The sequence below is a fragment of the Neobacillus drentensis genome (assembly GCF_036965645.1).
Lineage (GTDB): Bacteria > Bacillota > Bacilli > Bacillales > Cytobacillaceae > Neobacillus > Neobacillus drentensis_D.
Map to the genome: position 1 here is coordinate 1 of NZ_JBALPZ010000028.1, position 22,980 is coordinate 22,980.

A 22,980-nucleotide genomic window follows, 5' to 3' on the forward strand; every position below is an offset into this window, starting at 1 on the left:
GATCGAGGACTTAACCATAGTTTATAAAGCGAACTCGTTTTTACAATATTTCTTCTACATTATCTAGTTTTGAGAGAATGAAAAAAAATAAAAATTTCTCTTGCAAAATATAAAAAAAACATTATAATAAAATAGTGTCCAATAAATAGTCTGGTAATTAAGGCGAGAAGGTCACACCCGTTCCCATACCGAACACGGAAGTTAAGCTTCTCAGCGCCGATGGTAGTTGGGACTTTGTCCCTGTGAGAGTAGGACGTTGCCAGGCTGTACTATTATTATTCCGCAGTAGCTCAGTGGTAGAGCTATCGGCTGTTAACCGATCGGTCGTAGGTTCGAGTCCTACCTGCGGAGCCATTTTTATGGAGAGCTGTCCGAGTGGCCGAAGGAGCACGATTGGAAATCGTGTAGGCGGGTAACCCTGTCTCAAGGGTTCAAATCCCTTGCTCTCCGCCATAATAAATCTGGCCCCTTGGTCAAGCGGTTAAGACACCGCCCTTTCACGGCGGTAACACGGGTTCGAATCCCGTAGGGGTCACCAAAGTTTTTTCGTTAAATCTGGAGGATTAGCTCAGCTGGGAGAGCATCTGCCTTACAAGCAGAGGGTCGGCGGTTCGATCCCGTCATCCTCCACCATTATATTTTAATTATTATTATTATCGCGGGGTGGAGCAGTCCGGTAGCTCGTCGGGCTCATAACCCGAAGGTCGCAGGTTCAAATCCTGTCCCCGCAATTGGTCTGGTAGTTCAGTTGGTTAGAATGCCTGCCTGTCACGCAGGAGGTCGCGGGTTCGAGTCCCGTCCAGACCGCCATATGATGGCTCAGTAGCTCAGTCGGTAGAGCAAAGGACTGAAAATCCTTGTGTCGGCGGTTCGATTCCGTCCTGAGCCACCTTTTGTATTAAATAATTAAATAGTTATGGCGGCTGTGGCGAAGTGGTTAACGCACCTGATTGTGGTTCAGGCATTCGTGGGTTCGATTCCCATCAGCCGCCCCATTTTTAAAAAATTGCGGGTGTAGTTTACTGGTAAAACCTCAGCCTTCCAAGCTGATGTAGTGGGTTCGATTCCCATCACCCGCTCCAATATATGGGCCTATAGCTCAGCTGGTTAGAGCGCACGCCTGATAAGCGTGAGGTCGATGGTTCGAGTCCATTTAGGCCCACCATATTTATTGCTAAAATCAAATAACTTACAACTATTCCGCAGTAGCTCAGTGGTAGAGCTATCGGCTGTTAACCGATCGGTCGTAGGTTCGAGTCCTACCTGCGGAGCCATTTTATTTTATGGGGAAGTACTCAAGTGGCTGAAGAGGCGCCCCTGCTAAGGGTGTAGGTCGGGTAACCGGCGCGAGGGTTCAAATCCCTCCTTCTCCGCCATAAAATAATCGGCCCCTTGGTCAAGCGGTTAAGACACCGCCCTTTCACGGCGGTAACACGGGTTCGAATCCCGTAGGGGTCATACAAAAAAACTGATAACTTTTGTTATCAGTTTTTTTGTGCACTTTTATTCTTACCACTTCAATACTTCTCCAGCAGCCACCCAGGTGTAAAAAGGACTATTAAAAGTAATTCTGGTTCTGATCCCCGCTGTAATCATCATTAGTAAATCCTTTTTATTCATTATATTAAAATAATTTGTACCACGCTAGATTATTTCAATAAGTATTGATAACGTTTACATTTGGGTTTTTTTTTTAACCTTTTAACTGCGACTTTTATTATTAAAAAAATAGCTTTTCAACTCATATATTTGAAAAATAATTTAAAAAAGATACTAGATTATTGTCGAATATCGAAGGATTTTTTGTAGTTTAGTGTCGTATGTTGTCGGGTATTGATATATTATGACGTGATTAATCAGTTAATGTCAGAAAAGATAAAAAAGTTTTATGAGGCATATGTGATTTTTCCAATTATAATTGGTCAGAGAAATACATATTTTCAATGAGATGAGGAGAGCCATGACGGTGAATACACTATTTCCGACAGATTATCAGCTGCATTTGTTTCATGAAGGCAGCTTCTTCCAGAGTCATCAGCTTTTTGGCGCTCATATCTTTAAAGATTCCGATAAAGTCTATACACGATTTTGCGTATGGGCTCCTAATGCCTTAAAGGTACGGCTCACGGGAAATTTTAATAACTGGAATGGTGAAGGATATGAACTGCAAAAGGTAAATAATGAAGGGGTCTGGATTATTGTTATAAATCAAGATCTAGATGGCTGCATTTATAAGTATGAGATTATTACATCTACAGGTGAGAAGCTCCTTAAAGCTGACCCGTTTGCATTTTATTCAGAATTAAGGCCCAACACCGCTTCCATTGTATATTCATTAAAAGATTATGACTGGCAGGATAGTCACTGGCAGAATCGTAAAGAGAAGAAGAATGTTCTATCAGAGCCAGCCGTTATTTATGAAGTCCATACAGGATCTTGGAAGAAAAAGGAGGATGGTAGTTACTTAACCTATAAGGAACTTGCAGCAGAACTTATCCCTTATGTAATAGAACATGGATTTACCCATATAGAACTTTTACCAATCATTGAGCACCCGCTGGACGCCTCATGGGGCTATCAGGGTACTGGATATTACTCTGTAACGTCCAGATATGGCACACCTGATGATTTTAAATACTTTGTTGACCAATGCCATCAGCAAGGCATCGGTGTCATCCTTGACTGGGTCCCAGGCCATTTTTGCAAGGATGCTCACGGACTCTATCGATTTGACGGAACCCACATTTATTCATATAGCACTGAATATGACAGAGAAAATAGAGTTTGGGGTACAGCCAACTTCGATTTAGGAAAAGGAGAGGTTCAAAGTTTCTTAATTTCGAATGCGCTGTTTTGGATTGATTACTTCCACATAGATGGCTTCCGGATGGATGCGGTAGCAAATATTATTTATTGGCCGGATACCACTAATGGAAAGCGCGAAAATCCCTTTGGAATTAATTTCTTGAAAAAATTAAATAAGGAAGTACATGATTTTGATCCCCATTTTCTCATGATTGGGGAGGACTCTACGGAATATCCTCATGTAACAGCGCCAGTACACTACGGCGGTTTAGGATTTGACTACAAATGGAATATGGGCTGGATGAATGACATGCTTGAGTATATGGAAACACCGCCTTATTCCCGATCTAAGGTCCATTCAAAGGTAACGTTTTCACTTTTATATGCCTTTTATGAAAACTTTATGCTCCCATTTTCACATGATGAAGTGGTTCATGGGAAAAAGTCACTATTAGATAAAATGCCAGGAGAATATGAAGAAAAGTTTGCCCAACTAAGGCTGCTGCTAGGATATATGTTTGCTCACCCTGGGAAAAAATTATTATTTATGGGGTTTGAAATAGGCCAATTTGCGGAATGGAAAGATAAAGAACAGCTTGATTGGAACTTGTTGGATTATGACATGCACCGCAATTTAAACACCTATGTAAAACTATTAACTAAATTATATAAACGCTCAAAGGCACTTTATGAATTGGATCATTTGCAGGATGGTTTTGAGTGGATTGATGCTAACAACAGTACCCAATCAATCTTTTCCTTTATTAGAAAAGGAAAAAAGGAAGAAGATACCTTAATTATTATCTGCAACTTTACGGGAGTCGAGTACCCGGTTTATAAGATTGGTGCTCCAAAAGCAGGCGAATATCGGGAAATTTTTAATAGTGATTACCAAGAGTTCGGTGGGTCAGGATTAATGAATAAGAAGACCATTTTAGCATCTGAAGAGCCTTATCATGGTCAGCCATCTTCATTTGAGATTGCAATTCCCCCGTTCGGTTTTCAAATCATAAGGCCAGTTAAAAAGCGGAAGGAGAGAAAAGGTAATGGTAAAGAAAAAGTGCGTAGCCATGTTATTAGCAGGAGGGAAAGGTAGCAGACTTAATTCGCTAACGAAAGAATTAGCGAAGCCTGCAGTACCTTTTGGGGGGAAATACCGAATTATCGACTTTACATTAAGCAATTGTACGAACTCTGGTATTGATACTGTTGGGGTGTTAACCCAATACCAGCCGCTTTTATTAAATTCCTATATTGGTATAGGCAGTGCTTGGGACCTTGACCGTAAAGACGGAGGTGTAACAGTTCTGCCTCCATATGCCGAGTCTTCAGAGGTAAAATGGTATACCGGAACAGCTAGTGCCATTTTTCAAAATTTAAATTATTTAAAGCAATACCAGCCGGAATACGTTTTAATCCTTTCAGGTGACCATATTTATAAAATGAACTATGAAAGCATGCTTGACTATCATATTGAGAAAAGAGCCGATGCTACAATTTCTTTAATAGAGGTTCCATGGGCTGAAGCCAGCCGTTTTGGCATTATGAATACTAACGAGGAATTGAGAATTACGGAATTTGAGGAAAAGCCAAGCAATCCAAAAAATAATCTTGCCTCTATGGGCATTTATATTTTCAACTGGAGCATATTGAAGGAATATTTAGAGATGGATGAACGTGACCCTAATTCCAGTCATGACTTTGGGAAAGATATCATCCCATTGCTATTAGACGAACATAAAAAATTGTATGCCTATCCGTTTAAAGGGTACTGGAAGGATGTTGGAACAGTCCAAAGTCTTTGGGAAGCCAATATGGATTTATTGGGAGAAGATTGTGATTTAGATTTATTTGAAAATGATTGGAGAATCTATTCCGTTAACCCAAATCAACCCCCGCAATATATCGCTCCAGATGCCATTGTCAGAGAGTCTATGATAAATGAGGGCTGTACAATTGAAGGGAAGATAGATAAATCTGTGTTATTTCAAGGTGTGACCATTGGTAAAAACTCGATTATCAAAGAGTCCGTTATCATGCCAGATGCTGAGATTGGTGAAAATTGTTTAATTGAAAAAGCAATTGTACCTGGTGAGGTTAAAATACCAGACGGGACTGTGATTCGCTCCCTTGATGATGAAATCATCCTCGTAACGGAAGAGATGTTAAGCGGTCTTTATCCAGCCATATAGTATAAAAAAAGGTTGGTTAATTAATAGAAAATTCAGGAGGGAATTTGGAGTGAAAAGAAAGCTATTAGGCGTAATTGATGCAACAACCTACCACGAAGATTTGGAGGATTTAGTAATCCACCGCTCACTCGCAGCATTGCCATTTGGGGGACGCTACCGTATTATCGACTTTATTCTTTCAAGTATGGTCAATTCAGGTATACGAAGTGTGGCAATCTTTCCAAAGATGCAATACCGTTCCCTCATGGATCATTTAGGTTCGGGAAAAAATTGGGATTTAAATCGTAAGCGTGATGGACTTTTCTTTTTCCCATCCCCGATTGTAGAAAGTGATGGTAATAAAATTGGTTCGTTTGAACATTTTGCGGCTAATATGGATTATTTTTACCGAAGCAGCCAAGAATATGCTATTATCTCTAACTGTAACACGATTGTTAATATGAACCTTAGGCCAATCTTAGAGTGGCATAATGAGGCAAAATGCGATATCACTGAAATACGTCACCCAGATGGACGTTCGATGGAAATGTATCTAATTAAAACTTCACTGCTGATCCAATTAATTGAAACAAGACATGAGACAGGTTACACCTGTATGAAGGATGTTGTAACAGACCTAAATGCAGCGTATTCGATTTGTCACTATGAATATAACGGCTATGCCGTCACAATAGATTCAATTGACACCTATTTCTCTACCAGTATGAAATTGCTCGAACCAAAGGTATGGAAGCAATTATTTTTAAAAGACCAGCCTATTATTACAAAAGTAAAAGATGAACCGCCTACTAAGTATGTGCAAGAGTCCGTGGTGAAAAATGCGATGATTGCAAACGGCTGTCACATTAGCGGATCGGTTGAAAACAGTATTATCGCCCGTGGGGTGAAAATTGGCAAAGGGGCAGTGATTAAGAACTGCATTATTATGCAAAAGTGCCAAATCGAGGAGAACTGTTATTTAGATTCGGTTATTTTAGACAAGGATGTTAAGGTGGAGGCAGGAACTTATTTAGCAGGAACTGCGCATGCCCCTTACGTGATCCGTAAAGGAACGAAACAAGGAGCGCTGATGAATTCGTGAAAATCTTATTTGCTGTATCGGAATGTGGCCCATTCGCCAAGTCTGGGGGACTAGCTGATGTTGCCGGATCACTTCCAAAAGAACTCAAGAGCCTTGGTACAGATGTCAGAGTAATTCTTCCGAAATATGGAACTATTTCGGAAGAGTACAAACAAAAAATGAAAAAAATCAAAGAATTTACGGTTTCTGTAGGCTGGAGAAATCAATATTGTGGTATTGAAGAGCTTACACACCAAGGGATTACCTATTATTTCGTTGATAACGAATACTATTTTAAAAGAGAAGGTCTGTACGGTTATTTTGATGATGGAGAAAGATTTGCCTATTTAAACCGGGCAATTCTTGAGGCAATCGCAGAATTAGACTTTTATCCCGATGTCCTGCATTGTCACGATTGGCATACAGCCATGATTCCTTACCTTTTAAGAACAGAATACTACAAGCGAAAAGGGTATGGTTTGATAAAAACTGTGTTTACCATCCATAATCTTCAGTTTCAAGGGATCTTTCCAAAAGAGGTATTGGAGGATTTATTGGGATTGGATTATCAATCCTTCCAATCAGGCCATTTAGAGTTTTTTGGGAATGTCAATTTTATGAAAGGCGGCCTTGTAGCTGCTGACAAAATCACGACCGTTAGCCCAACCTATAAAGAGGAAATTCAAACCACGACTTATGGTGAGAAACTAGATGGACTCTTACGAGCAAGAAAAGAGGATCTTATCGGTATCCTAAATGGAATTGATGAAGATTTTTACAATCCAGCCATTGACCCATTAATCTATCAAAAATACAAGGTGAATACCTATTCCAAAAAGGCAGTTAACAAAAAGGAGATTCAAAAGCAATTTGGTTTCCCTCAGAATACTGCGACTCCTTTACTTGTCATGATTACAAGACTGACGAAACAAAAGGGGCTTGATCTGGTAAAGTGTGTTCTCCGGGAAATTTTGCAAGAGGATGTTCAGGTCGTTATTTTAGGAACAGGTGATTATGAGTATGAGGAATATCTACGCCAAGCAGCACGGGTGTATCCTGATAAATTAAAAGTCTATACCGGATTTAGCGAGGAACTTGCCCATAAGCTCTATGCAGCAGCTGACTTATTTTTAATGCCTTCTCAATTTGAACCATGCGGCCTTGGACAGATGATTGCCATGAGATATGGAGCGATACCTATTGTTCGCGAAACAGGGGGCTTAAATGATACGGTTAAGGCATATAATGAATTTACGGGTAAAGGAAATGGGTTCTCCTTCCAAAACTTTAATGCCCATGACATGCTTTATACAGTTCAGCGAGCATTAAGCTTTTATCATGATCAACCAGTTTGGGAATCCATTGTTAAGCAAGCCATGGAAAAGGACTACAGCTGGGCGCAATCAGCATTTAGTTATAGCCAGCTTTATGCAGAGCTAGTCTCAAGGAGTGAAACTCATGTTTTCTAGTAAAGCTAGTTTTAAGAAGACCTTCCTAAAAAGACTTGAGATGCTTTGTGGGAAGAGCTTTTCTGAAAGTTCAGCACGGGACCAGTATCAAACCCTAGGCAGCATGATTCGGGAATTTGTGAGCAATGACTGGATTACCACAAATGAACAATATCTTGCAGCCAAAGGAAAACAGGTTTACTATCTTTCCATTGAATATTTATTAGGTAAGTTGCTGCGTCAGAATTTAATAAATTTAGGCGTTGAAGAAACAGTACAGACAGGACTTAAGGAATTAGGAATTGACCTCGATGAGCTTGAGGAATTAGAAAGTGATGCAGGGTTAGGAAACGGCGGCTTAGGAAGGTTAGCCGCTTGTTTTCTGGATTCACTTGCATCGCTTAATTTGCCGGGACACGGTCATGGCATTCGCTATAAGCATGGATTATTTGAACAGAAAATAGTCGATGGTTATCAAGTGGAACTTCCTGAGCAATGGCTGAGAAGCGGGAATGTTTGGGAAATTCGTAAACTTGACAGTGCTGTTAAAGTTCCGTTTTGGGGAAAGGTCGAAGCAAGGATGGAGAATGGACGTCTCGTCTTTCATCATCTAAATGCTGAAACGGTTACAGCTGTCCCTCATGACATGCCAGTCATTGGTTATAAAACAGAAACCGTTAATACATTAAGGTTGTGGAATGCAGAGCCATCTCAATTTCCGATTCATGCGGATATCTTAAAATATAAGCGTGAAACTGAATCCATTTCCGAATTTCTATACCCTGATGATACCCATGATGAGGGAAAAATTTTAAGGCTGAAACAGCAATACTTTTTAGTGTCAGCGAGTATTCAATCGATATTAAGGACTTATCGGAAACAACATGCCAGCTTAAATCAACTGCATGAGCATGTATGCATTCATATTAATGATACACATCCTGTATTGGCAATCCCTGAGCTGATGAGGATACTCATTGATGAGGAAGGATATGAATGGGAACAGGCTTGGCAGATAACGAGTCATACTATCTCCTATACCAATCATACGACATTATCAGAGGCGCTTGAGAAATGGCCGATTCATATTTTTCAACCTTTACTGCCGCGGATTTATATGATTGTAGAAGAGATCAATGAGCGTTTCTGTCGAGAACTTTGGAAACAGACCCCCGGGGACTGGCAAAGAATTAGTGATCTTGCAATCATAGCTGATAATTTTGTGAAAATGGCCCATTTGGCTATTATTGGAAGTTTTAGTGTCAATGGTGTCGCAAAGCTACATACCGAAATATTAAAAAAGCGGGAAATGAATCAATTTTATCAACTATATCCCGAGAAATTTAATAATAAGACAAATGGAATTGCATACCGCCGCTGGCTGTTAAAGGCAAATCCAAATTTATCTAGTCTTATTACAGACGCAATTGGACCTTCCTGGACTTCTTCAGCCGAGGAACTTACTCATTTGCTTAAATTTCAGAATGACACAGCCTTTTTAGATCAGCTTCTAACCATAAAAAATGAAAATAAACAGAGGCTTGCGGATATCATTTTAGATAAAACAGGAGTTAAGGTTGATACCGGGGCAATATTTGACGTACAAGTTAAAAGGCTTCATGCCTACAAGCGTCAGCTGCTGAATGTTTTACACATCATGCACCTATATAATCGGATCAAAGAAGATGCTAGTTATCCGATTGCCCCAAGAGTATTTATATTTGGTGCAAAGGCTTCTCCTGGTTACTATTATGCAAAAAAAATTATCAAATTAATTAACACTGTGGCTGAAAAAGTCAATAATGACCCAAGGGTTGGCGATAAACTTAAGGTGATTTTCCTTGAAAATTATCGAGTTTCGCTCGCAGAGAAAATTTTCCCTGCCTCAGACATTAGTGAACAAATTTCAACTGCAAGTAAAGAAGCCTCTGGTACCGGAAATATGAAGTTTATGATTAATGGTGCCTTAACAGTAGGGACATTGGATGGGGCAAATATAGAAATTAAAGAATTAGTGGGTCCGGAAAATATCTTTACATTTGGCTTAACTGCTGAAGAAGTCCTTCATTATTATCAGCATGGCGGCTATCTTTCACGTGAATATTATCATCATGATTATCGAATCAGACAGGCGGTTGACCAACTCGTAAATGGATTCTTTCCAGGTGTTAATAATGAATTCGAACCGATTTTCGATTCACTGCTTGAGGAAAATGACCAATATTTTGTCTTAAAGGATTTTGCTTCTTATACTAAAGTACAGGAGCAAATAGGTGAAATATTCTCAAATAAAAATGAGTGGCAAAAAATGAGTTTAGCAAATATTGCTCATGCAGGCTATTTTTCAAGTGATCGAACTATTAGGGAATATGCCGATGATATCTGGGGAATTAAGTCTATTAAGTAAGAAAAAAGCTTCTGCCATCGGGCAGAAGCTTTATTTCTTATGAATATGATAATGTTTTGTACTTTGAAAATTGTCTAGCTTCAGCGCCTAGGGGCTCGGGGTCATAAGCCAATCCGTCAAGAAGGCTCGTCTTATGCCTGTCGCCCCTAGGAAAAAATGAACTACTTTTTCCCTGAACAAGGCGCTTCCGCTTTTCTTATGAAAAGAAATGGCCAATAAAAATGCCAATTGCGAGCAAGAATCCAAAAATGGTATTGGTTTGCGCAGTTGCAATCATGGCAGGTGCCATTTTAAGCGGCACGTTATTCTCAGTAAAGCCCTTGATTGCTTTGATTGGTTTTGGGACACTTAAAATGACAATGGCAGTCCAGAATGGAGCAATACCACTAATGATCAGTCCCAGAATCCAAAGATAAGAAAAGGTAAACATACCAGCTAGAAGATAAATAGCCTTCTTTTTTCCTAGTAAAATGGCTACTGTTTTACGGCCATTTTCTTTATCACCATCTAAATCGCGTATGTTATTGGAAAGCATAATCATACCTACTAAAACCATGCTAGGTACCGACAGGAGAATACTTGAATAATCAACAGTTCCAGTTTGTATAAAGAATGAAATTAGAATAATCAACATGCCCATAAAAAATCCTGAAAGAATCTCACCAAATGGTGTATAGGCAATCGGAACAGGACCCCCAGTGTAGAAATAGCCAACCGCCATACAAACAAGGCCAACAATGGCTAACCACCAGCTGCTATTGGCACAAATATATACACCAAGGAATAAAGAAATGAGATAAAATCCAAAAGCAAGATTGATGACCGTTTTTGGCTTAATACCATCCCGAACAATGGTTCCGCCAATTCCTACTGATTCTTCTGTATCCAATCCTCTCTTATAATCAAAGTATTCATTAAACATGTTTGTAGCCGCTTGAATCAACATACTAGCAACAAGCATGGCAAGAAAAAGACCAATATGAACTTTTCCGTTCTTAAGAGCTAATGCTGTACCAAGTAAAACTGGTACAAATGATGCTGTAAGTGTATGAGGACGGGTCATTTTCCACCAAACTTGAAAACCGCGGTTAGCTTCAATGCCCTGCTTTGAGCTTTGTTGTAAATTTGACTGCATACGTTCTCCCCCTTGCAAAAATTTTCTCTATATCTTTTAGTTTTATTAATGTTAGGGTAGTATTCCCACACCTAAGTGTATTGGAATCCTCTGTTTAGTGTCAATTAATTTTTGTTTTCAAAACTAGAAGATAATCCCTGTTCGATTATTCTCTGCATTTCGTGGAAAACTAAAGGTATAAAAACCGTTCTCAACCTTGTTTAGGAAATTTGCTATATAATAAGGAATAAAGCTGATAAGTAGAGACAACAATTATTGACTTATTTACAATGGGAGTAGTATCTTAGAATAGGCTTAAAGATGAATGGATAACAGTTATATTGGCTGTTTTGGAGGGATTTGTTTGATTACCATTCAAGAAACAGAGATAAAAGAAAGGGGTCTTTTAGGGGTAAATCGGGCGCGAGAATTAGGCAGGCCCATTTTAATGAGTGAAGTTCATAAAATGGACACGACTAATCCATTAGCCTTTTTTAATTCTGGAAAAGACCGTTATTGCGGGGAACGTTTTTTTTGGAAAGACCCGGCTAATGAAATGGTTTTAATAGGAATAGGAATTTCAAAGCAAATTCAATCGGATCAGTCTGCTGACCGCTTTTTTCATGTTGAAAAAGAATGGAAAAGCTTTTTAAAAGACAGCTTTATTTTTAATCCATCTAAAGTTGACGGTGTAGGACCTCTTATGTTTGGAGGCTTTTCATTTGATCCTTTTAAAGAAAAAACTAATCTTTGGTCCAAATTTGCAGATTCTATATTTCACATACCCAAATTCTTATTAAGTATCGTCCGTGGTGAAACCTATTTAACCACAAATATTATCTTTACACCAAATGATGATTTAACACTATATAGCAAGAGTTTGGAAGAAAGAAACAAATTGCTTGATTCATTAAGAAGCAGGATTAGTACAAAATCTCCCTCATTAATTAGGAAGGATGAAATTCTTCCTGAAAGATGGAAGCAGACGGTTGACAAAGTTGTGAAAGAATTAACAAAAGGTCCATTGAAGAAAGTAGTCCTTGCTCGTGAGCTAAGATTAGCGTTTAGTTCGGATGTTGAAGCGGAAACAGTCCTAGAGAATTTATATACACAGCAGCCGGCTAGCTATATTTTTGCTTTTGAATCGAATGGAGATTGCTTTATTGGGGCCTCACCGGAACGGCTAATAAAGAAACAAGGCGATGAAGTCTATTCAACCTGTTTGGCAGGTTCGATTTCTCGTGGTAATACGGAAGAGGAAGATCAGGTATTAGGAGAAACTCTTTTAGCCGATCAAAAAAATCTCATTGAACATGGTTATGTAGTCGAGATGATTAAGGAAGCACTTGGGCAATCGTGTAAAGAGGTAATCTTACCTCAGAAACCGCAATTAATGAAAATGAGGGATATTCAGCACCTTTATACACCTGTCATTGGGAAGTGCGGTCCAAACACATCCCTTTTGCTGCTTGTAGAAAAGCTTCATCCCACACCTGCACTTGGGGGACTTCCCAAGACTTCAGCGGTAGAAAAGATAAGAGAAGTAGAAGGAATGGATCGAGGGTTATTTGGCGGTCCGCTTGGATGGGTTGATTATCAGCAAAATGGTGAATTCGCGGTGGCTATCCGCTCTGGGCTTATTCAGAAAAAAGAAGTCTCCTTGTTTGCCGGGTGTGGTGTGGTATCCGATTCCAAATCGGAAGATGAGTATTTGGAAACTGCTTTAAAGTTTAGACCAATGCTGCGCGCTCTTGGAGGAAAATAATTATGAATCATCAAGAATCATTAACTGCTTTTATTGCAGCCTTTGTTTCAGAACTAGTCTTAACAGGTATCACTGATGTAATCGTTAGCCCTGGTTCAAGGTCAACTCCGATGGCAATGGTTATGGCTGAACACCCTGATTTAAACGTCCATATCCATGTTGATGAACGTTCAGCTGCTTTTTTCGGACTAGGGATGGCAAAAGCTAAAAACACGCCTGTGGCCATTTTGTGCACATCTGGTACGGCGGCTGCTAATTATTTCCCAGCAATTGTGGAGGCCAAATATTCACGTGTCCCATTGCTTGTTCTAACAGCTGACCGACCGCATGAATTAAGAGAAGTAGGGGCTCCACAGGCCATTGATCAGCTTCATTTGTATGGTCATCAAGTTAAATGGTTTGCCGATATGGCTTTACCAGAGAAAAGTAAGGAAATGCTCCGCTATGCGAGAACCATTTGTGCGAGAGCGGCATCTATTGCAACCCAAGCACCTGCGGGACCCGTTCATTTGAATTTTCCGTTCCGTGAACCACTCATCCCTAAAATGGACAAAAACCTCTTTGCGCTTTCTGAACGACCTAAAGGGTATGTGAAGGTCCACAATGGTGATATAACCATTAGCGAAGAAGAGTTTAAAGGCATTGCCGGTGAATTACGAGGAAAAGAAAAGGGAATAATTGTTTGCGGCAATCTAGATGATGAGAAATTTGCAAAAGCCGTCACAGAACTAGGGGCTAAACTAAACTATCCTATTTTAGCGGATCCCTTATCACAATTACGAAGTGGAAGCCATCCGCTTGAGAATATTATTGAAGCATATGATACCTTTTTAAGGAATGAAGATGCTAAGTCTTTTCTTAAGCCGGATGTTGTCTTAAGATTTGGAGCAATGCCAGTTTCGAAAGCGTTAACGATATTCCTAAAAGAAAATCATGGTGCTGATCAATACGTAATTGACGGCGGAGGCGGATGGCGTGATCCTTCAGTGTTATCAACGAATATGATTTTTTGCAACGAAACCATGTTTTGTGAAAAATTAGTATCGAATCTGGACACTGTCATCTCTTCTGTCTTTTTAGATGATTGGAAAAAAGTAAACCAATTGACAAAAGAACATATGGCGGTTATCCGGGATGTACGAGAATTGAGCGAAGGTAAGTTATTCTATCAATTAGCTGATTTGCTTCCAGAAGAAGCTACGCTTTTTGTGGGTAACAGTATGCCAATCCGTGATTTAGATAGTTTTTTCTTAAACAATGATAAATCGATTAAAGTAATGGCTAATCGAGGAGCGAATGGAATTGACGGTACCGTTTCAACCGCAATTGGTGCTGCTGTTTATTCAAAGCCCTTATACTTAGTTTTGGGGGATTTAACATTCTTCCATGACTTAAATGGTTTGATTGCGGCCAAACTTTACGATATTGATATCCATATTATTCTCGTTAACAATAACGGCGGAGGAATCTTTTCTTTTCTTCCACAATCTGAACATCCTAAGCACTTTGAACTATTGTTTGGTACACCATTAAATTTGAACTTTGAACATGCGGTTAAAATGTTTAATGGAAAATACAGCAAGATTTCAAATTGGGATGAGCTTAGAACCTTGTTAACACAAAGCCATCATGAAAAAGGTATCCATGTTTATGAGATTGAAACAAATAGAGACAGAAATCGCGATGAACATCGTGAACTTTGGCGTTCTGTTTCCCAGGAAATATCAAATCTTGTCAATGGAGCGCAAGAATGATTGTGGTTGTCGACGGGATTCGCTATCATCTCGAGGTTAGTGGAGAAGGATTTCCGCTTGTCTTATTGCATGGATTTACGGGCGATTCATCTACATGGCGACCCTTTTTTGACAAATGGGGCAGCCATTCAAGATTGATTGTTCCTGACATCATTGGACATGGTAATACTGAATCCCCTGAAGGGCTAAAGCATTATCAAATCGAATCCATGGCTAAAAGCTTAAATAACATCTTGGATAAAATAGGCGTTCACCAAGTCGACTTGCTTGGTTATTCCATGGGCGGGCGACTTGCTCTAACTTTTGCACTGCTTTTCCCGAACCGAGTTCGAAAACTGATCTTAGAAAGCTCATCGCCAGGTCTTAAAACAGAGAGCGAAAGAGAACTTCGCCGTATGAATGATGCTAAACTTGCAAAATTTATAGTAGACAAGGGATTAAAATCATTTGTTGATTATTGGGAAGGTATTTCTTTGTTCCAAACGATGAGGAGACTTCCGGCTGCCGTACAAGGCAAAATAAGAGAACAGCGCTTAATGAATTCTTCCCAGGGACTTGCAAATAGCCTGCTAGGGATGGGGACCGGTTCACAGCCATCATGGTGGGAGGAACTTGTCCAAGTAAGCTGCGACGTATTGCTGCTTACTGGCGGGTTGGATTTGAAGTTTTGTCAAATAGCTAAAGCTATGTCAGCCAAGTTAAAAAAAGCGAAGTGGATTGTCGTTGAAAATTCCGGTCATGCAATTCATGTGGAAGTACCAGAAAAATTTGGTACAATAGTAAGTGACTTTTTGTCAAATCAATAATAAGGAGGATATCATTATGGTAGAATGGGTTCCAGGTAAAAAATACGAAGAAATTCTATATGAAACTTATAATGGGATTGCAAAAATAACCATTAACCGTCCACATGTACATAATGCTTTTACACCAAAGACAGTTATGGAATTAATTGATGCGTTCGCTTATGCACGAGATGATTCAAGTATTGGTGTTATTGTATTAACAGGTGCCGGAGATAAAGCATTTTGTTCCGGTGGAGATCAAAAGGTAAGAGGACATGGAGGTTACGTAGGAGACGACCAAATTCCTCGCTTAAATGTTTTAGACCTTCAGCGCTTAATTCGAGTCATTCCAAAACCGGTAGTAGCCATGGTAAAGGGCTACGCGATTGGCGGCGGTCATGTTTTACATATTGTATGTGACTTAACGATTGCGGCTGATAACGCTATTTTTGGTCAAACAGGTCCAAAAGTGGGAAGCTTTGATGCTGGTTATGGTTCAGGTTATTTAGCAAGAATAGTCGGTCACAAAAAGGCACGTGAGATATGGTACCTATGCCGTCAATATAATGCACAGGAAGCACTCGATATGGGCTTAGTTAACACCGTTGTCCCATTAGATCAAGTAGAAGAAGAAACCATTAAGTGGTGTGAAGAAATGCTTGAGAAAAGTCCAACGGCTCTTCGTTTCTTAAAAGCTGCATTTAATGCTGATACAGATGGTTTAGCTGGTATCCAACAATTTGCCGGTGATGCTACCTTGCTTTATTATACAACGGATGAAGCAAAAGAAGGCCGCGATGCCTTTAAAGAAAAACGCAAGCCTGACTTTGGTCAATTCCCGCGTTTCCCTTGATTTGAAGATTCCCTTTTGCAGCTTGATGGTATCCATCAGGCTGTTGTTTTTATCTAGAGAAAAGAGGGTGCAAAAATGCAAAATGAAACGATGCCTAACTTATTAATCAAACGTGCTCTTTTAACTCCAAATCGGATTGCTGTTTATTTTCAAGAACAATCGGTAACCTTTAGTGAATTATATGAGCGTTCCTTGGAAGTGAGTGGAAAACTTCAGGCACTTGGGATACGAAAAGGGCAATTCGTGGGTGTATTATTGAAGAATCATTTGGATACCGTTACGATCTTATTAGCTCTTCAGTTACTAGGGGCACGGTCAGTTATTTTAAATAATCGATTAACGGCAAATGAGCTTGTCTTTCAATTAAGGGATTCAAAAGCAGCTTTTCTCATTCTAGAGGAATCCTTTACTGATACCGAAACAGTGATTAATCAACAAATCAAACAATTGATGACCATTACAAAGATTCAGCTAAGTCAAATAGAGGCAGAGGATCCCTATATTCAAGATGAAATCAGTCTTACTGATACCTGTACGATTATGTATACATCAGGTACTACCGGTAATCCAAAAGGGGTTATCCAGACATATGGGAATCATTGGTGGAGCTCAACCGGTTCAGCACTGAATCTTGGCTTAATTGAAAGTGACTGCTGGCTCTGTTCGGTTCCTCTTTTTCATATTAGTGGTTTTTCCATTCTTATGCGCAGTGTTATTTATGGGATGCCCATCGTTCTTCATGAACACTTCGATGTGGAACGAACGATAAAAGATATTCAAGCGAAACGGGTAACCATCATGTCGGTAGTGGGTACGATGTTATCACAAATTGTTGAAACACTGGAGGACAAACGACTTCCAAACTTTTTTCGCTGCATGCTGTTAGGAGGCGGGCCGGCCCCATTACCATTATTAGAGGCATGTGTAAAAAAGAATATCCCTGTTTTTCAGTCTTACGGAATGACCGAAACCTCCTCACAAATCGTCACACTAGCTCCGGAAGACAGCTTGCAAAAGCTTGGTTCTGCCGGGAAACCATTATTCCCTTCCCAGCTTAAGATTGAGCTTGAAAATGGCGAGACAGCCAAAGCGGGTATACCTGGTGAAATTGTCGTTAAAGGGCCAAATGTTACTCCAGGTTATTTAAACCGCCCCGAAGCTACAGAAGAAAAGATCCGTAGTGGCTGGTTATATACAGGCGATATTGGTTATGTAGATGAGCAAGGATTTTTGTACGTTAAAGATCGGCGAAGTGACTTAATTATTTCCGGTGGAGAAAATATCTATCCAGCTGAACTTGAGGCAGTCCTACTGGCGCATACAGATGTAATGGATGCTGGCGTTACTGGTATCGAGGATAAAAAATGGGGACAGGTTCCTGTCGCCTTTATTGTAAAAAGGCAAGGAACAAATCTATCAGTTGAGGAGTTGCAGCGATTCTGCATGGTGCGTCTCGCCAAGTACAAATTGCCTAAGGCTATTTATTTTACGGAACAGCTGCCTAGAAATGCAGCTAAGAAATTACTGCGAAGAAAACTGAGAGAGTGGGTGTAAGGGGGATGAAAATTGCTCAGGTTGAGCTTTATATTGTTCAAATGCCCCTAAAATCCCCATTTTTAACGCATTTAGGTGCGGTGGACCACCGTGAAGGGATCATTGTAAAAATCTCGGATCAGGATGGCTGCTTTGGGCTGGGAGAGGGAGTGGCCTTTTCGACACCATGGTATACAGAAGAGACAGTTGCAACATGTTTACATATGATTACGGATATATTAATTCCCTTGTTAAAAAAAAATCCTATTCAGCAGCCAGAAGAAGCCGCCCTGCTTTTTAAATCGATTAGAAGAAATCATATGGCGAAGGCAGCCCTTGAAACGGCATTATGGGATTTATACGCAAAACAAATCTCATCCCCCTTATCTGTCCTTCTTAACGGGACCCGTCAGGTGATTGCTTCGGGTGTAGTCGTTGCCACGGATTCCACTGCAAAAGCTCTTAAACAAATTGAGCAGTATCTCGAGGAGGGTTACCAAAGGATAAAGGTGAAAATCAACCCCCAACAGGATTATTCTTTTCTAGCCGAAATACGAAAAGTATATTCTGAATTGCCGATTATGGCAGATGCTAATTCCGCCTATACCTTAAAGGATACCGAACGGCTAAAGGCGTTAGATGAATTTAATCTTCTCATGATTGAGCAGCCCCTCGCCCATGACGATATTATTGAACATGCTGTACTTCAAAAAGAAATAAAGACACCTATTTGCTTGGATGAAAGCATTGTAAGTTTTGATGATGCAAGAAAGGCCATTGAACTAGGAAGTTGTCAGGTCATTAATATTAAAGTCGGCCGAGTCGGCGGCCTATTTGAGGCCAAACAAATTCATGATTACTGCTTTGCCCATCATATTCCGGTTTGGTGTGGAGGAATGATTGAGTTTGGAATTTCCCGTGCCCATAATATTGCTCTGGCGTCATTGCCAGGGTTCACCATTCCGGGAGACATATCTGCATCCAATCGGTTTTGGGAAGAAGATATCATTCTTCCTGAGGTACAGGTAGATAATGGCTTTATAAAGGTGCCTGTCGAGCCGGGAATAGGATTTAGCCTAAATGAAAAAAGGCTGAAAGAAACATTATTATCAACAAGAACATTTCGATTTTAAATAGAGGCTGTGTTAAAGCTTACTGCTGATTTTGAGACAATGTTGATTGGAGTGGAAATCAACATCCAAGATTAACACAGCCTAATAGAAAAAAGGTGAATCAGCAGTTCTGATTCACCTTTTTTGTTGAAACTACGAAAGCTCAACAGGCTCAAATGTTTTACAGTCAGTTTCTCTGCTATTATCAGCTGTTTCGCCTGTATGGCTAACAACATAAATTTGATCTGCACTACATCTATTTCCACTTGCCCAAAACGTACAATTATTTACCTCACACAAAACATCTTTTGCCATTTGTATCGCTCCTTTAAATTAGGATACAAAAATAGCATTTGAGGAACCATCCATTTATATCCCTTCCAAAAATCGGAGATTACTTTCTTCCCAGCTTGATTTGTCTTAAGTACCGTTTATCATTCATGAACAAGCTCCAGAAGTAAATAAATCCCGGAAAAAGGATCGCGAAACCAACAATATAGGTGACAAAAATAGCACGAAAAGAATTGGGGTCAGTGAACGCGGAATGAATGGTTACTTCGGGATAGACAATATAGGGCAAATGGGCCCGCCCATAGACATAACTGGCAAGTAAATACTGAATCGTAATCGCAATGACGGATAAACGAGGCCATCCCCTTATTTTTGTTTTAGTGGATGGAATTAATAAACCCAATCCTCCAATTAAGAAGAAAGCCAGTGATAAATACAGAAAGGGCAGGTCATTCATCATTTTATTATAAATCCAAGCAGCTTCTGATTTTAATGTAATCATAATCAGAAAAGCCATTAATAATGAGATAGGTCCGATTATTAATGCATCCCGACGGTACGCATTGTAGGCGTCAAATTCCTCGGAAGCTTTAGAGTAATCCGCTAACAAAAGAGAGGAAAGAAATAACGTACTCGTAAGGGCAAAGCCAAAAAAGGCGTATTCATTAGGGCTCGAGAATAGTCCAGCTAAATCTAATGTTTGCCGGTTGGTTGAAAAATGTACATATTCTCCATGTGTAATAGGCAGGACACTGATTAATAAGCCAGGAATTAAAATTCCGCAAATTCCGGAAATATAGGTAAGCGGCTTTTTATATTCATCTGCAATATTAGAAAAGACGAGAAACGCGCTTCGAATCGAAAGTAATAACAGGATAAGACTTCCCGGTATTAATAAAATCGTACCAAGCGTATAGGCTCCTCTGGGGAACAAACTATAAACAGCTACGACCAGAGCCACAATAAAAGTATTTGTTACCTCCCAAGTCGGAGATAGGTAACGATTGGCAATATTTGTTGCCTTTGTTTTTTCCCGATTAATATAAAACATGGACCAAAATCCAGCCCCAAAATCCATTGTTGCCATAACAGCATAGATAAACACAAATCCCCATAGGACTGTTACCGCAAGATAAACATCCAACATGTTGGTTCCACCTCTTTAAGAATTTGAGCTAAATAATGGCACGCCCTTTTGATCTGCCCTGTTTAAATCATCCACCACAGAGTTCTTTTTAAAATAATATCTAAGCACAAAGAGTACCGAGAGAGCCAAAATAACATAGACCAAGGCAAACAAGGCAAAAAGAATGCCAAGATTGGTTGAAGTAGTGGCGGAATCCGCCGTGGACAAAATTCGATAGATTGTCCAAGGCTGCCGGCCTGTGCAAGCAAAAATCCAGCCGAACTCGATCCCTAAAACCGCAAGAGGACCCGATGCCACATACAGCCACATCAGCCATTTTGGAAAGGTCTCCTTTTTTATAACCTTTTTCAATACAAGTCCAAGGAAAGAAATAAGAATTAGCAAAGATCCTACCCCTACCATGGCATTAAATAACGTATGGATAAATAATGGCGGCCAATATTGTTCCGGAAAATCATTTAGCCCTTTTACAACAGTATCAAAGCTGTTTCCTGCTAAGAAACTCAGGGCCCAGGGAATCTCTAGTCCATACTTAACTTCTTGTGTTTCTCTATCTGTAAGGCCGCCAATCGTTAGGGGGGCATGGGATTGCGTTTCAAACAGCCCCTCAGCAGCAGCAAGCTTTTCCGGCTGGTATTTATGTAAGTATTGGGCAGACTCATGGCCGTTTAAGGCTGTTAATAATGAAAATATTCCTCCAACAACCAAACTTAACAGCAATGCTTTCTGATGGAAATGATAGACCCTCGATGCACCTTCTGCCTTTAACATTTTATAGGCTGATACAGTTGCCACGATAAAGGCACCAGTTGTGTAAGCTGACAACGCAACATGTCCGGCTGTTACAAAAAAGCTTGGGTTAAAAAAGGCAGCCCAAGGGTCGATATCAACAATCTTTCCATTGACAATGTTAAAACCAGCAGGTGTTCCTTCAAAAGCATGGACATTGGTAATTAATACGGCTGAGCCCATCGCACCAATCGCTACGAATACAAGGCTTGTAATCCTCATCCATGGTGCGATTCTTTCAGCAGCGTAAACATAAATGGACATAAAGAGTGCCTCAATAAAAAAGGCATAGATCTCAATTTGAAAGGGAAGCGGCATGACTCTTCCAATAACCTCCATAAACCCTGGCCAAAGCAAGGATAATTGAACCCCTGCAATGGTTCCGGTTGGAATTCCTACTCCAAGCAGGACAGCAAAGGCTTTTGTCCATCTTTTGGCCATGACCACGTACTCGATATCTTTTGTCTTTTGATAGATCAGCTCGGCTGTCAATATCATAAAAGGCAGTCCTACGCCAATCGTTGCAAAAATAATATGAAACCCCATGGTTGTTCCAAATAAACTTCTTGCAATTACTAAATCACTCATCTGCTTCTTCCTTTCTCTTCAGACACATATGAAATTATTGTTTGCAGGGAAAGGATTCCTATGTAATAATTTCCAAAGTTTTTTTAAATAAAGGCTTACTAAACATGAGTGTTGAATTCCGCTCCAACCAACATCTAAAAATCAACAATAACCGTTAACACATCCTAAATAAAAAACCTCCCGATTGTATTCGAGAGGTCCATCATTATTTATTTAAAGCTATTTCGATTGTTTTAAGGTTAGCGTCCATTAGAGTAAAGTAGGTTTCTTTATTTTTTAGATTATCTTTGGATAGTACGGCTAAATTATGAATATGAAGGGCTTTGGCACCCATTTCTTTTTGGACAACCATGCCTAGTTTGGATTGAACATTTTGTTCAAAAAGAATATAGTGGATACCCTCATGCTCCGCGATAGAAATGATCTTTTCAAGTTCTTTTTGCGTAGGCTCATTGGTTGTGGAGAGACCTGAAATACTAATTTGCTCAAGCCCGTAACGATTTTCCCAATAACCAAAGGCAGCATGGGTAACCATAATTTTATTGTGTCTCGCTTTTGAAATGGCCTGTTTATATCGATTATTTAGATCATCTAATTCGGCAGCAAGTTTATCATAATTCTTATTAAAAAGTTCTTTGTTTTGCGGCATTTTGCTTACCAAGCGATCACGAATGACTTTGGCCATTTCCTTACAGTAAACTGGATCGAGCCAACCATGGGGGTTTACGTTGTTAGTACCGAGCTCTTCTCCTTCTCCTGAGTGAGGGTCCTTTGGAAGATTAAGGTGAGCGGCCGTTGGAACAAGCTCAACATTCTCATTTTTTAGTGTGTCTTTTGCCTTTTCTACAAAACCTTCCAAGCCAAGACCAATATAGAAGAATAAGTCTGAATCTGCTAAATTCATCATATCTTTTTGAGATGGTTCAAAGGTATGCTCATCAGCCCCAGGAGGATAAATGGTTTTTACATTGACATATTTTCCACCAATTTGTTCTGCAAAATATTGCAAGGGGTAGACAGTTGTATAGATGGTTAATTGGTCTTTCTTTTCTTTAGACTGACTATTATCATTTGAACAGCCAGACAGCATGAGGCTTAACAGAAGGAAGAAAGAGAGAATTAGGATGACTTTTTTCATAAATACTCCTTCAATTATATATCAAATCGGATTTATTACGATTTGTTAGTTATATTTTAGGAATCTAAAAGCTAGATGGCGTATAATCCGGAACGATTCCGATTTCCATAAATATCTTACAAAAAAAATTACCAATTTTCAAGTATAATATTTGTTACATACAAGGCATATTATGTATGCTTAATAGGAAAGGTGGGAT

General features: G+C 39.7%; 16 protein-coding genes, 13 tRNA genes and 1 rRNA gene. 25 read left to right on the forward strand and 5 right to left on the reverse strand.

What is annotated here, in order from left to right; all coding sequences use genetic code 11:
• Positions 1-149: 149 nt before the first annotated feature.
• The 19 genes from rrf (at position 150) to V7266_RS04950 (ending at position 9,912) form a co-directional block, all read left to right on the forward strand.
• Positions 150-265: ribosomal RNA gene (gene rrf, locus V7266_RS04860) — 5S ribosomal RNA — on the forward strand.
• Positions 266-279: 14 nt separating this feature from the next.
• A tRNA-Asn gene (locus V7266_RS04865) sits at positions 280-354 on the forward strand.
• Positions 355-361: 7 nt separating this feature from the next.
• Positions 362-453, forward strand: a tRNA-Ser gene (locus V7266_RS04870).
• Positions 454-463: 10 nt separating this feature from the next.
• Positions 464-538, forward strand: a tRNA-Glu gene (locus V7266_RS04875).
• A 19-nt stretch (positions 539-557) separates the two neighbouring features.
• Positions 558-633, forward strand: a tRNA-Val gene (locus tag V7266_RS04880).
• Between the two features lie 24 nt (positions 634-657).
• A tRNA-Met gene (locus V7266_RS04885) sits at positions 658-731 on the forward strand.
• 2 nt (positions 732-733) lie between these two features.
• Positions 734-810: transfer RNA gene (locus V7266_RS04890), tRNA-Asp, on the forward strand.
• 6 nt (positions 811-816) lie between these two features.
• A tRNA-Phe gene (locus tag V7266_RS04895) sits at positions 817-889 on the forward strand.
• 30 nt (positions 890-919) lie between these two features.
• Positions 920-995 (forward strand) — tRNA-His (locus V7266_RS04900).
• A 13-nt stretch (positions 996-1,008) separates the two neighbouring features.
• Positions 1,009-1,082, forward strand: a tRNA-Gly gene (locus V7266_RS04905).
• 6 nt (positions 1,083-1,088) lie between these two features.
• Positions 1,089-1,165 (forward strand) — tRNA-Ile (locus V7266_RS04910).
• 34 nt (positions 1,166-1,199) lie between these two features.
• A tRNA-Asn gene (locus V7266_RS04915) sits at positions 1,200-1,274 on the forward strand.
• A gap of 11 nt (positions 1,275-1,285) precedes the next feature.
• Positions 1,286-1,376 (forward strand) — tRNA-Ser (locus V7266_RS04920).
• Positions 1,377-1,386: 10 nt separating this feature from the next.
• Positions 1,387-1,458 (forward strand) — tRNA-Glu (locus V7266_RS04925).
• Between the two features lie 502 nt (positions 1,459-1,960).
• Complete coding sequence (glgB, locus tag V7266_RS04930) at positions 1,961-3,901, forward strand: 1,4-alpha-glucan branching protein GlgB (protein ID WP_335466283.1); 1,941 nt, start codon at positions 1,961-1,963, stop codon at positions 3,899-3,901.
• Positions 3,852-4,997: a glucose-1-phosphate adenylyltransferase gene (locus tag V7266_RS04935; RefSeq protein ID WP_335466284.1), complete on the forward strand. Its 1,146-nt coding sequence runs from the start codon at positions 3,852-3,854 to the stop codon at positions 4,995-4,997. Before glgB ends, V7266_RS04935 begins: the two co-directional genes overlap by 50 nt.
• A gap of 49 nt (positions 4,998-5,046) precedes the next feature.
• A complete protein-coding gene (locus V7266_RS04940; RefSeq protein ID WP_335466286.1) occupies positions 5,047-6,078 on the forward strand; it encodes a sugar phosphate nucleotidyltransferase in 1,032 nt (343 codons plus the stop codon).
• Positions 6,075-7,526 carry a glycogen synthase GlgA gene (glgA, locus tag V7266_RS04945; RefSeq protein WP_335466288.1) on the forward strand — a complete coding sequence of 484 codons (1,452 nt, stop codon included), beginning with the start codon at positions 6,075-6,077 and terminating at the stop codon, positions 7,524-7,526. Before V7266_RS04940 ends, glgA begins: the two co-directional genes overlap by 4 nt.
• On the forward strand, positions 7,516-9,912 hold the full coding sequence (locus V7266_RS04950; protein ID WP_335466290.1) for a glycogen/starch/alpha-glucan phosphorylase: 2,397 nt from the start codon (positions 7,516-7,518) through the stop codon (positions 9,910-9,912). Before glgA ends, V7266_RS04950 begins: the two co-directional genes overlap by 11 nt.
• 196 nt (positions 9,913-10,108) lie before the next feature.
• Here V7266_RS04950 and V7266_RS04955 read toward each other — a convergent pair whose 3' ends face one another.
• Complete coding sequence (locus tag V7266_RS04955) at positions 10,109-11,047, reverse strand: 1,4-dihydroxy-2-naphthoate polyprenyltransferase (RefSeq protein WP_335466292.1); 939 nt, start codon at positions 11,045-11,047, stop codon at positions 10,109-10,111.
• A 343-nt stretch (positions 11,048-11,390) separates the two neighbouring features.
• On the opposite strand from V7266_RS04955, the gene V7266_RS04960 reads away from it, so the two are divergent.
• The 6 genes from V7266_RS04960 (at position 11,391) to menC (ending at position 18,849) form a co-directional block, all read left to right on the forward strand.
• Positions 11,391-12,791, forward strand: a complete 1,401-nt coding sequence (locus V7266_RS04960) for an isochorismate synthase (protein ID WP_335466293.1) — start codon at positions 11,391-11,393, stop codon at positions 12,789-12,791.
• A 2-nt stretch (positions 12,792-12,793) separates the two neighbouring features.
• Entirely contained in the window at positions 12,794-14,545 is a 1,752-nt protein-coding gene (gene menD, locus V7266_RS04965) for a 2-succinyl-5-enolpyruvyl-6-hydroxy-3-cyclohexene-1-carboxylic-acid synthase (protein WP_335466295.1), read from the forward strand.
• Positions 14,542-15,351: a 2-succinyl-6-hydroxy-2,4-cyclohexadiene-1-carboxylate synthase gene (gene menH, locus V7266_RS04970; RefSeq protein ID WP_335466296.1), complete on the forward strand. Its 810-nt coding sequence runs from the start codon at positions 14,542-14,544 to the stop codon at positions 15,349-15,351. The genes menD and menH overlap by 4 nt, the downstream gene beginning before the upstream one ends.
• A 16-nt stretch (positions 15,352-15,367) precedes the next feature.
• Positions 15,368-16,183: a 1,4-dihydroxy-2-naphthoyl-CoA synthase gene (gene menB, locus V7266_RS04975; RefSeq protein ID WP_335466297.1), complete on the forward strand. Its 816-nt coding sequence runs from the start codon at positions 15,368-15,370 to the stop codon at positions 16,181-16,183.
• A gap of 75 nt (positions 16,184-16,258) precedes the next feature.
• Positions 16,259-17,737 carry an o-succinylbenzoate--CoA ligase gene (locus V7266_RS04980; protein ID WP_335466299.1) on the forward strand — a complete coding sequence of 493 codons (1,479 nt, stop codon included), beginning with the start codon at positions 16,259-16,261 and terminating at the stop codon, positions 17,735-17,737.
• A 5-nt stretch (positions 17,738-17,742) separates the two neighbouring features.
• Positions 17,743-18,849, forward strand: coding sequence for an o-succinylbenzoate synthase (gene menC / locus V7266_RS04985; RefSeq protein ID WP_335466301.1), 1,107 nt, complete (start codon positions 17,743-17,745; stop codon positions 18,847-18,849).
• 132 nt (positions 18,850-18,981) lie between these two features.
• Here the strand turns inward: menC and V7266_RS04990 are convergent, their stop codons facing one another.
• The 4 genes from V7266_RS04990 to V7266_RS05005 form a co-directional block, all read right to left on the reverse strand.
• Entirely contained in the window at positions 18,982-19,143 is a 162-nt protein-coding gene (locus V7266_RS04990) for a DUF1540 domain-containing protein (protein WP_098531957.1), read from the reverse strand.
• Between the two features lie 79 nt (positions 19,144-19,222).
• Entirely contained in the window at positions 19,223-20,266 is a 1,044-nt protein-coding gene (locus V7266_RS04995) for a cytochrome d ubiquinol oxidase subunit II (protein WP_335466303.1), read from the reverse strand.
• Positions 20,267-20,281: 15 nt separating this feature from the next.
• Positions 20,282-21,643 carry a cytochrome ubiquinol oxidase subunit I gene (locus V7266_RS05000; protein WP_335466305.1) on the reverse strand — a complete coding sequence of 454 codons (1,362 nt, stop codon included), beginning with the start codon at positions 21,641-21,643 and terminating at the stop codon, positions 20,282-20,284.
• Positions 21,644-21,848: 205 nt separating this feature from the next.
• A complete protein-coding gene (locus V7266_RS05005; protein WP_335466307.1) occupies positions 21,849-22,781 on the reverse strand; it encodes a metal ABC transporter solute-binding protein, Zn/Mn family in 933 nt (310 codons plus the stop codon).
• Positions 22,782-22,980 lie beyond the last annotated feature (199 nt).